This window comes from Streptomyces sp. NPDC055962 (assembly GCF_042270185.1).
In the GTDB taxonomy this organism is placed as follows: domain Bacteria; phylum Actinomycetota; class Actinomycetes; order Streptomycetales; family Streptomycetaceae; genus Streptomyces.
In genome coordinates this window covers 16,312-25,840 of sequence record NZ_JBHJYN010000017.1, presented here as the reverse complement: position 1 = coordinate 25,840, position 9,529 = coordinate 16,312, and the positions used below count along the sequence as shown (strand labels likewise).

Genomic DNA, 9,529 nt, shown 5'->3' with positions numbered 1-9,529 from the left:
TCCGCGTGGAAGGTGTGGGCAGGTCGCCGGGGGTGCCCCGGCACGTCCGGAGCGGACGTAAGGGTTCCACTGCCGGCATGGTGCGCGCCTTGCCCGCGCCGCGTTCCCCCAGCCGCACCAGGCGGCACCGCGCCGCGGGCGGAGAGGAGCACCGTGCAACCGCACGTGACCCAGGCACTACACGACTGGCGTGGGGCGTGGACCGTCCACGAACGCGCCGCGCAGGACGCGTTCACCGCGGCGTTCCCCGCCCTGGACGAGTCCGATCCCAGATGCCGGTGCTACGGGCCGACCCTGCGCTGGGACGAGCCGGGAGAGGGGGAAGGGAAGGTCTGCCTCGACGACCACGGGCGCGCCACGCTCGAGTTCGAGCGCGTCCCAAGGGCTGCTGTCGGCGCCGCCATGACGGAGACGTGGGGTAGTGGCTGGTTCGACGAAGGCGACGCCGGCTTCGCCAAGGCCGAACCCGGCCGGTACTTCTACGACGACGAGACCAACTACTCCGAGTTCGAGTTCGACGTCCTCGACGACGGCACCGTGACGTTCGGGATCTCCTACGTGAAGATCGAGGACATCGTGGTCATGCTCGACGCCCTCGAGCGGGGTCTCGCCGCACTGCGCCCAGCCTGACCCGGCAGAGGTGAGCTGACGTGTTGCCCCGGATCCGCATCACGTCACCGGGACCTGCCCGGCACAGCGCGCACTGCAGCTGACAGCTGGCCCGCGCGCAGAGAACGTAAGGCCCCGCGAGGATGTGCTCCTCGCGGGGCCTTACGTGCGCCTGCCGAGACCGCCACCGCGCGCAGCGCCGGTCTCGGCTTCACGTCACTTGCCGGTGCTGCTGGTGTCCGCTTTCCGCCCGCGCTGAGTGATCCGCGCGGCAATGATCGTTGCGGCGGCCGAGAGCACGGCCGGGATGGTGGCCACAAGGATGGTCTGCATGTTTTCCCCTCGGTTTCCGGAGTGCGGTATTGCGCTCCGAACGGCATCTTGCACACTCCCGAGAGATGGCGGGACACCCTTCCCGTTGGGCTATTTTCCCAGGTCAGAGTCCTCAAAAGGTTCAGGGGTGAGTGTCACTTCCTGGTGGGGTTTCGCGGAGTTTCCGTACAGGATCGGGCGCCATTTCCACGTAGCCCGAAGGCAGTCGACGGCGTCACCGGCTCGAATGAGACGAAGCGTCTCCGACGGACGCCGCGCAGCCCTACCGGGTTTCGGCCGTCGACGCTGTCCGATTCCGATCCCGGCATCTGCGCAGTGCAGAAGCCGGATTGCGCAAGGAAACCCACTCCCCAACATGGCTCAAACAGGCGTCACCGTGGCCGAAACTCCCCTTTGGCCCAGTTCCCGTCACTCTGCGAGGACGGCGGTCGTTCCCCAGCAGGGCCGCGCGGAATGTCTGCGGGGCAAATCCGAGAGGGAGTCTCATGCTCGACCTCGTTGACGGCGCATCCGCCGCGCAGATTGATCGCGTCGGAAAGATCTTCCTCGCGGACAAGGTGCGAAGGTCCGTGACATTCGACTTCCTGCAGGACAAGGGGCCGAACCGGCATCTGTGGGTGACGTGTCACGAAGGGCTGTGGTTCGAGGTCGTCACATGGCCGGGCTGCCTCACCTTCCACGGCACCGTGGGCGGCTACGTCTTCCGGCGCTTCCAGGACGACATTCTGAGCGCCTTCCAGGGGCAGATGGAACCGGACCGGTGGGCGGGCTTCCTGGCCAACGGCCGGGACTCCGTCCTCGTATATGCGGGGGCGGACCGGGCCACCGGCTACATCCGGGACGCGGTGAAGGCGGCAGAGGAGCAGTACCCGGACCTTGCCGAGCAGGTCGAGGCGACGTTCTTCTCCCCGGACGCCTCCGCCGACCTGAAAACGGCAGACGGGATCCTGGCGTCCGCAGCCGCGTTCGAGCACGACGCCTTCCGCTTCGACACAAGTGACTGGGACCTGTACCAGTACGACGCCCGGTACCTGTACGCCTGCCACGCCGTGGCCTGGGCAGTGGAGGAGTGGAATGCACGCCGGCCGGTCACCGCCCCCGTGTAGGGCACGCGTTCGTCGCCGCCTGGCACCGGCACCACAAGCCGCCCGCGGGCTCGATATTCAACGTCGGCGCGGCCGACCAGACCGGCGTGCTGCGGGCCGTCGCCATGGTGGGGCGGCCGGTAGCCCGTCACCTGGACGACGGGCAGACCCTCGAGGTCACCCGGACCGCGACCGACGGTGTGCGCAACGCCAACAGCCTGCTGTACGGCGCAGCGTGGCGGGCGGCCAAGGCGCTCGGGTACACCCGGCTGATCACGTACACGCAGGAAAGTGAATCGGGCGCCAGCCTCCGCGCGGCCGGCTGGACCGTCGTGGCCCGGCGACCGCCGCGGCGGGGATGGGACTGCCAGAGCCGCCCCCGCAGCGGCAACGGCACGGACGGTGTGGCCCGCACCCTGTGGGATGCACGGCCCGCCGTGGGGGCGTCAGGACACTAAGCGCCGTCGCTGTGCATGGTCCGGCTCTCGCTCCGGGGGCGCTCACCTGGGCCGCGCTCCCCGCGGTCCGGCCCCCGGGGCAGTCGAGGAGACCAGTGCTGTGAAGGCACGACGACGAACCGGCCCTACCGAGGCGGTGAAGGTGATCGTCTACGACCGCGACGGCGGCGCCTGCGTCCGATGCGGAACCCGGGAAGGCCTGACGATCCACCACCGCGTGAACCGCGGTATGGGCGGTGCCCGGGAGGAGTGGATCAACCAGGCCCACAACCTGCTGCTCGTCTGCACGGTGTGCAACTCGTGGTTCGAGGACAACCCGCGGGAGTCGTATGCGGCCGGTTGGAAGGTGCGTCGGCCGCAGCTCCCGGGCGAGGTCCTCGTGCGGTACCCCGACGGTAGCGAGTACCGGCTCACCCCGGACGGCGTCCGCTGCACGACCGCGGCAGCCGCCCGATGAGGCGCCGACTGTGGGGTGCCAGGGGCCGGGAGACGTACGTCCCGGTCGAGCGCAGCAAGCGGGCCGCCCGCGGCCGCGCGCTGACGGGGTCGGAGCCGGGATGGGTTGCCTACGGCGTCGCCGGAGTCGTCGAGGCCATGCTCGACTTCCTGTTCTCCTGGGGGCGGCGATGAGGCGCCGCCGTCAGTGCCCGGCATGGTCCGGGTTCGCCGTTGGTATCCAGTGCGCGCGTCTGGCGAAGCACGACGGTCTCCACGGTGCTTCCCCGAGCGCAGACTACGGCCGCCACTGGTCGTGGCCGGACGACGACCCTGACCACCTGGACGTGCTGCCGGGCACCGTGTGGTTCCAGTCGCCCGCTTCCGTGGCCCACTCGAGGACGTTCCGTGTCGGCGAGTGGGCGGGGCGGGTGGTCGGGGCCGCCGCGTTCTGGTACCTGTTCGGCCCGATCGACGCCGCGGTGTACTTCGGGCTGGATCTGCTGCTGTCGGTTCGGCGGCCGCACTTCGTCGACGTCGGCCGGTTCACCGCCGGCGTGTTCCTCGTCAGCCGCAGGAACTACCCGCCGATCTTCGCGATCGGCTTCACCCGGTACGGGCCGGAAGCCAACGCCGAACGGAGCGGCCTGCAGGTCATCCTCGGTCCGGTGTCGCTCATGGTGTGTGCGCTGCTCCCCCGGAAGGACTGGGCCGACTACCAGCGGCGGAAGGCCGAACGCGCGGCGCAGCGGAAGGGCGGTGTCCGGTGAGTCCCCGCATCACGATGCAGCGCCGTGTGCGTGCCCCTCGAGGCCTGCGCCTGGGCCCGTTCCTTCTGTGGGTCACCCGGATCCCCCAGGCCCCGAACCTTGGCTTCGGGCGGATCGCGACGACGGACACCCCCAGCAACCCAGCCACCGGTCAACAGATGGCTCGGGACGCGAATGGGCGGGTCCTCGTCGTCAGGGGTGTCGCGTTCGCCGTGCTCCGCTGCAGGTCAGTGCTTGTGCACGGAGGGCGCCTCTGACAGGGGAATTTACTTTGGTGTACTGTTCTGGCCGATGTGGTGGCATGGGGTTGCCCCAGCCGCCGCCACGGCGCAGAACCGCGCCGAAGCAGGACGGAGAACAGCCGCCATGGCAAAGGCTGGAATCAAGTACGGCAGGCGCATCGCAGCCCCGGACTACGCCCGGATCGCGGAAGACGCCGAGGACTCGGTAATGCGGGCTCTCGGGGTCAAGCGGCCCGAGGACCTTGTCGCGAAGCCGCCCGCGGACCTGGTCGTGGCGGCTGCCGAGGTTGTCCGCCAGGCTGACGCCGAGATCGCCGTGCACATCGACGAGCGGGACCATGCGCTCGCGCACCTCTGGTTCTACGAGCAGCGCCTGGGCCTGGCCGTCACCGCGGGTCTCGCGCAAAGCGGGTACCGGCAGGCCCTGGCGAAGCTGATGTTCGGCGACAAGAAGCACCTGCTGCCGGACGTCCCGACGAACGAGGAGCTCGTCCGGGCCGCCGAGGAGGCGGGGATCGAGCGCGTCGACAATGCGGAGGCGCAGCTCCTGGAGACCGCCCCGATTGTCTACGCGGCGCGGGCCCGCCGGAACCTTGCCGTGCGCTACATGCAGGAGGCCGTGTTCGCCCTGTCGGAGCCGCCCTACAAGTGGAAGCCTGGGCAGATCGCCGAGCACGCTGGCGTCGCCCAGTACCTGATCTACCAGCACCGCACCGCCGCTCGTAAGCGCCGCGGTCTGTAAGTGCCTGTTTCTGAACCAGGGCTCGACGGCTTGGCCGCATGACTACCGTATGTTGCATGACGATTGACAGTAAGCTTCTGGTCCTCGACTTGATCGCCCGGACGGAAAAGGCCGTCGAGACCGTCGCTCACCTCGCGGTAGACAGCGGAATCACCTTCCAGGTCGAGGACGTCGTGGATGCGGTGGAGAGAGACCTTCCCGCCGGCTACCCGGCGCCGACCGTCGGAGAGACCACGAGGCGTGACGTCATCACGCAGATGGCCCAAGGCATCCTGAGCGGGGACATCCACGAAGGAGCGTGATCCGATCGGCCGGGGCCGCCCTGGCGCTCGCCGCCGCCTTCCCCGACCTCAGCCCCGGCCGGATGATCCACGCCCTGGCGTGCCGTCATCTCGTCCGGACCGGAGATGACCGCCGGATCTTCCTCTACTTCGCCGCCGCCGACATCGAGCCGGACGGCGACTTCGACCCCGGACTAGTCGCGTTCACACGCCGAGAGGTAGAGCGGGTGCGGATGCTGGAATGGGAGATGACCGGCCAGCACATCGATGAGCGAGACGCCTTGGAGGCCGAGGCCCGCGCATCCCGCCGGCCGACCGGACCGGGCGACGCGGCCTGCCGCGTCTCTCAGAACTAGCCGGTTCTGAGAGGGGTTCTGCGAGAACCGACCTGGGGAAGCGCGCTCGGCGATGACCAGGAAGAACGCTTCTCACAACCGGTCGTATCTGCGAGAGCCGCAAACGGAACCATCGCTACCGTGAACCGCTGTTCCGTTGTTCCCCGATGCCGTGGTCGCACCGGAGACGGGTTTCCGGGCCCCGGTGACCGGGGCCCAGGAATCCGGTCCCCGGTGAAGCGGACTCCGGTCAACCGGGTTCCGGTCCCCTGGGCCCCTTTAGTAATAAGATCAAGTACCACCATCAAGTAACTTCCGATGCCTTCGCTTCGCTCAGGCATCGGCGTGGATCGGGCTTCTCTACGCTCGATCGCGGCCAAAGGCGCAGCAGCGGCCGGGCCGGGGTGTCACAGAATCCGGCGGGCGACGTTCTCTTCAGCATGACGACGCGAACGATGCTTCCGCCGAACCTGACCCGCCACTACTGGGATGCCCGCCGGGCCCTCCTGCAGGCCTCCGGTCGGGACATCGACCCCTGGTATCGGCTCACCCCAGGCACCCGCGCGGTCGCAGAAGCAGAGATGGAGCTCTTCCGCCAGGCGGTACGGGCAGCCGAGGCGGAGCAGGACCTCCTCGCAGCCCTCGATGACACGGCCGCCACCCCCGGCCAGCAGACCGCGGCCGCCCACACTCCGGCCGGCGAACCGGCCACAACCGTCGAGTCCACCTCGGAGGAATGCAGCTGCTCCGGCTGCTCCGCCGTCGCCACGTTGATGAAACTGACCGGAGCACCGGCCGACGTCCTCGAGCGCTCTGTGGGATGGCAAATACTCAGCAGTGGCCACGCTCCCGGTCCGGTTGCCTTTCGCGCCGTCCCGATCGAGGGCGGCGCCCCGACGCCCGAGGAACTGGAACGCCTCCGAACGAACGTCGTCGAGGCGATCACCCAGTGGGTCGCCGGTGGCCAGCCGCTCAAGGTCGTTCCGCCCCCGCCCACCTTCACGGGGATCTCCGTCTCGCACGGGGCCCTTGCCTACACGTACGACGACCTCAAGCGGGACATGGCCATGGTGAAGCACTTCACCGGTAGCGGGGGCATGTAACAAATTCCGGCCCCTGACGTACTACAGGGTGAGGCTGGCTCCTGACCCCGCACGCTCACGGGAAACGGCGCCCCAGCCACACCCCCCGGCCGGGGTGACGGCCCTCGCACACCTCCCCGGTGCAGGGCCTCACCCCGGCAACGACTTCCGGCACCAGGCCCACCCCCGCCCCCGTTCCCCGGGCGCGCCTCGCCTGCTGCCGGAACCCGCGGCCTGGCCGACGGTCTGGGCATGGACCCCGGCCAGGCCGCGACACTAGAACCCCGCGGACGGCACCTTCCCGCCATGCCCCGCACGCAGCCCCCACCCTCCCCGATGGTTCCCACGGCCAGAGAGCTGCGCAGAGGGCGTCAGCCGGGAGTCGTCTCCCGCGACGCGGGCAACGTCGCCGACATCCTGCTCCGGCTTCCCGCGGCCGCCCGGCGCAGCGCCTTCAAGCACGACATCACCGTCCGGGAGCGGCCCCACGTCATGCGGGAGGTCGAGCGGGCCACCGGCTCCATGTATGGGCTCTGGCACGACACGCCCTCCGGCTTCATCGAGGACGTCCTCGGCGAAAGCATCTGGAGCCGCCAGCGCGAGATCGTCGACGCGGTCCCCTACAACAAGCGCATCGCGGTCCCGGCAGGCTTCGGCGTCGGCAAGACGTGGATCGCGGGCCGGCTCGTCGCGTGGGCCGGGGCCGTGAACGCCCCCGGCACGATGGTCATCGTCACCACGGCGACCCGGTTCCGGCAGGTCCGAAACCAGCTCTGGCCCCACATCAGGAAGACGGTCGCCCGCGCGGGCCTGCCCGGATTCTGCGACACCACCCAGTGGAAGATCCCCGACCAGTGGGGCAACGACGTCATCGTCGCGTACGGCTTCACCGCGCCCGAGAACGACGAAGCGGCGATGCAGGGCATCCACGGCACGCCCAAGCTGCTCATCGTCGTCGACGAGGCCGGCGGTATCGCCCGCACGATCGGCAACGGCACGAACAACCTCCTCACCGGCGACGCAAGGATGCTGGCCATCGGCAACCCCGCGATGGACGACCCCCGGTCCTGGTTCGAGGGCCTGTGCGAGGAGGGCGAGGATCCCGAGGAGCGCGGCAGCGTCACCATCCCCATCGCCACGTTTGCCTCACCCGCCATCACCGGCGAGCGCGTCCCGTACTGCAACGACTGCCCCGACGGCGTGCCCCAGCACTCCCTCGCCATCCACCTGCCCGACCAGGAGTGGGTGGACCGCACGATCCGCGAGTACGGGCCCGATCACCCGTACGTCATCGCGAAGGTGCACGCCAAGTTCCCCAAGGGCGGCGGCGGCCTCACCATCCCCGTGACCTGGGTCGAGACGGCGCAGCAGAGCGACGACCCGACCGGGCCCGGCTGGCACCGGCTGTGCGATCTCGGCATCGAGGGGGAGACCGGCACCCACACCGTGAAGGAGGGCGCGTGGATCCGAATCGGCGTCGACGTCGCCGCGGACGGGGGCGACGAATTCGTCATCTCCCGCATCGTCGGAGACGCCATCGAGACCCGGTACTGCGCCTCCGGCGCCATCAACGACGACCAGGTCCTCCTCGCCGAGAAAGTCCTCGAGGAGATCAAGACCGCGGAGCGCCTCGCCGGTGTCCTGCGCTCTGCGCACCCCGTGCGCGTCAAGGTCGACAAGAACGGCATCGGCCACGGTGTCACCAGCATGCTGAAGCGGTGGTCCGAGACCGGCCGCCACAAGGCGACGATCGTCGGCGTCATGGTGTCCGAATCCCCCACCCAGGACGACCCGGGCGCCCAGATGCGCCCCTACCGCAAGCGTGACGAGATGTGGCTCGCCACCCGCGGCCTGCTACAGCCCGACCCGTCGACCGGCCTGGGACGGCTCCGCCTGCGCGTCGACCGGCAAACCGGCATCCAGCTCTCCACCCCCCGGCTGGGCTCCAACAGTGCCGGGTACAGCGTCGTCGAGTCGAAGAAGGCGATGAAGCAGCGCGGCATGAAGTCACCCGACCGTGCAGATGCGGCCCTCCTGACCGTGTACGAGCCGGAACCGATCAACCCGCCGCGGCGGCGTGGCCTACTCAACTAGGCCAGCGAGTCCCGAGCACCCCCCAGGACAGTGCAGTATCTGTTCCATGAGTTCGCCCGCTCTCCCCCTCAGCGCCAGCGGCGACCGCTCGACGCCGGCGGTCGCCCTCCGAGCCATTCCGTCGACAGCGCCCGCCCTGCGGGAGCTCGAGCGTGTCCTCGACGTCTTCCGCACGGTCAACCGCAGCAACAAGGACGTCGTCTCGGACTCGAGACTGCAGCAGATCGAATGGGTCGCCGGGGAGCTCGCCCTTGCCCTCCCGCTCGGGCTGACCGAGGCCGCGGACAGCTCCCTTGCCGAGCTCCTGGCCCCCGACGCCGTCTCCGCCTACCTCCTCTACGGCCGCGGCGGATACCTGCGGACCGCGCCGATCGTGGCGACCAACCCGACCAGCTACGACACCAGCGAACGCATCCGGATCTTCTGCCTCGAGGCCATCGCCCGCCAGGCCCGCCTCACCTTCACGGCCCCCGACCTGCCGCCGTGGCGGACCCGCCCCACCGTCTCCCCGCACCTGGCCAACCTGATCACCCAGCGCCTCGAGCATGACGCCGAGCAGTGGCACGAGACGGACCGGCCCGACACCATCGTCCGCGGCCTGGCCATGTGGGGCGTCATGCGGGATGTCCTGCCGCGCCTCGGCGAGCTCGAGGCCATGCTCCTCGACGACCTCACCCTGACCGACACCGACCGGAACCTGGCCCTGATCCGCCAGCCGCAGGGCGGGCTCCGCGGCCGCATGCCCGAACCAGAGACAGCCGGCCTGAGCGAGGGCACCGCCCGGCACCTGGCCGCCTGGCTCGACCGGCGCGACAAGCTGACCGGACGCCTCGAAGGCGGAACACCCCGCCACCTGTGGCTGGCCACCCCTCCCCACCCTGACGCCGGCGTCCCGATCCGCAGCCGCGGAATCAGCAAGTGGTACAAGAAGGTCGCCGACGCCGTGCAGATCAAGCAGGACGCCGACGGCACACCCGAGGCCGGCCTGGTGCCGACCAGGTGGGAGACGATGCGCCGCACACTCCTCGCCCAGCGCGAGGCCCTCGAAGCAACCACCTAGGAC

At 69.6% G+C, this 9,529-nt stretch carries 12 protein-coding genes; all 12 read left to right on the top strand.

From position 1 onward, the window contains the following. Nucleotides 1-165 precede the first annotated feature (165 nt). The gene (locus tag ACFC51_RS32475; protein ID WP_376532248.1) at nt 166-630 is read left to right on the top strand and encodes a hypothetical protein; all 465 of its coding nucleotides are present in this window, start codon (nt 166-168) and stop codon (nt 628-630) included. Between the two features lie 797 nt (nt 631-1,427). Then, nucleotides 1,428-2,048 (top strand): hypothetical protein, encoded by a 621-nt coding sequence (locus tag ACFC51_RS32470; RefSeq protein WP_376532246.1) that lies wholly within the window; start codon nt 1,428-1,430, stop codon nt 2,046-2,048. After that, a complete protein-coding gene (locus ACFC51_RS32465) occupies nt 2,012-2,485 on the top strand; it encodes an XF1762 family protein (protein ID WP_376532244.1) in 474 nt (157 codons plus the stop codon). Before ACFC51_RS32470 ends, ACFC51_RS32465 begins: the two co-directional genes overlap by 37 nt. Before the next feature lie 100 nt (nt 2,486-2,585). Then, on the top strand, nt 2,586-2,942 hold the full coding sequence (locus ACFC51_RS32460) for an HNH endonuclease (RefSeq protein ID WP_376532242.1): 357 nt from the start codon (nt 2,586-2,588) through the stop codon (nt 2,940-2,942). Further along, entirely contained in the window at nt 2,939-3,115 is a 177-nt protein-coding gene (locus ACFC51_RS32455) for a hypothetical protein (protein WP_376532240.1), read from the top strand. The genes ACFC51_RS32460 and ACFC51_RS32455 overlap by 4 nt, the downstream gene beginning before the upstream one ends. Then, complete coding sequence (locus ACFC51_RS32450; protein WP_376532238.1) at nt 3,112-3,690, top strand: hypothetical protein; 579 nt, start codon at nt 3,112-3,114, stop codon at nt 3,688-3,690. The genes ACFC51_RS32455 and ACFC51_RS32450 overlap by 4 nt, the downstream gene beginning before the upstream one ends. Nucleotides 3,691-4,056: 366 nt before the next feature. Further along, nucleotides 4,057-4,674 carry a hypothetical protein gene (locus tag ACFC51_RS32445; RefSeq protein WP_376532236.1) on the top strand — a complete coding sequence of 206 codons (618 nt, stop codon included), beginning with the start codon at nt 4,057-4,059 and terminating at the stop codon, nt 4,672-4,674. Between the two features lie 56 nt (nt 4,675-4,730). Continuing rightward, on the top strand, nt 4,731-4,976 hold the full coding sequence (locus ACFC51_RS32440) for a hypothetical protein (RefSeq protein ID WP_376532234.1): 246 nt from the start codon (nt 4,731-4,733) through the stop codon (nt 4,974-4,976). Then, entirely contained in the window at nt 4,973-5,311 is a 339-nt protein-coding gene (locus tag ACFC51_RS32435; RefSeq protein ID WP_376532232.1) for a hypothetical protein, read from the top strand. The genes ACFC51_RS32440 and ACFC51_RS32435 overlap by 4 nt, the downstream gene beginning before the upstream one ends. A gap of 419 nt (nt 5,312-5,730) precedes the next feature. After that, nucleotides 5,731-6,393 (top strand): hypothetical protein, encoded by a 663-nt coding sequence (locus tag ACFC51_RS32430; protein WP_376532230.1) that lies wholly within the window; start codon nt 5,731-5,733, stop codon nt 6,391-6,393. Between the two features lie 285 nt (nt 6,394-6,678). After that, nucleotides 6,679-8,466: a hypothetical protein gene (locus ACFC51_RS32425; RefSeq protein WP_376532228.1), complete on the top strand. Its 1,788-nt coding sequence runs from the start codon at nt 6,679-6,681 to the stop codon at nt 8,464-8,466. A gap of 46 nt (nt 8,467-8,512) precedes the next feature. Continuing rightward, on the top strand, nt 8,513-9,526 hold the full coding sequence (locus ACFC51_RS32420) for a hypothetical protein (protein WP_376532226.1): 1,014 nt from the start codon (nt 8,513-8,515) through the stop codon (nt 9,524-9,526). Nucleotides 9,527-9,529 lie beyond the last annotated feature (3 nt).

What these genes read in the sequence shown, in the direction of transcription:
- ACFC51_RS32430 (WP_376532230.1), top strand. Translation starts at nt 5,731, where the DNA reads ATGACGACGCGAACGATGCTTCCGCCGAACCTGACCCGCCACTACTGG.
- ACFC51_RS32425 (WP_376532228.1), top strand. Translation starts at nt 6,679, where the DNA reads ATGCCCCGCACGCAGCCCCCACCCTCCCCGATGGTTCCCACGGCCAGA.
- ACFC51_RS32440 (WP_376532234.1), top strand. Translation starts at nt 4,731, where the DNA reads ATGACGATTGACAGTAAGCTTCTGGTCCTCGACTTGATCGCCCGGACG.
- ACFC51_RS32455 (WP_376532240.1), top strand. Translation starts at nt 2,939, where the DNA reads ATGAGGCGCCGACTGTGGGGTGCCAGGGGCCGGGAGACGTACGTCCCG.
- ACFC51_RS32420 (WP_376532226.1), top strand. Translation starts at nt 8,513, where the DNA reads ATGAGTTCGCCCGCTCTCCCCCTCAGCGCCAGCGGCGACCGCTCGACG.
- ACFC51_RS32470 (WP_376532246.1), top strand. Translation starts at nt 1,428, where the DNA reads ATGCTCGACCTCGTTGACGGCGCATCCGCCGCGCAGATTGATCGCGTC.
- ACFC51_RS32445 (WP_376532236.1), top strand. Translation starts at nt 4,057, where the DNA reads ATGGCAAAGGCTGGAATCAAGTACGGCAGGCGCATCGCAGCCCCGGAC.
- ACFC51_RS32450 (WP_376532238.1), top strand. Translation starts at nt 3,112, where the DNA reads ATGAGGCGCCGCCGTCAGTGCCCGGCATGGTCCGGGTTCGCCGTTGGT.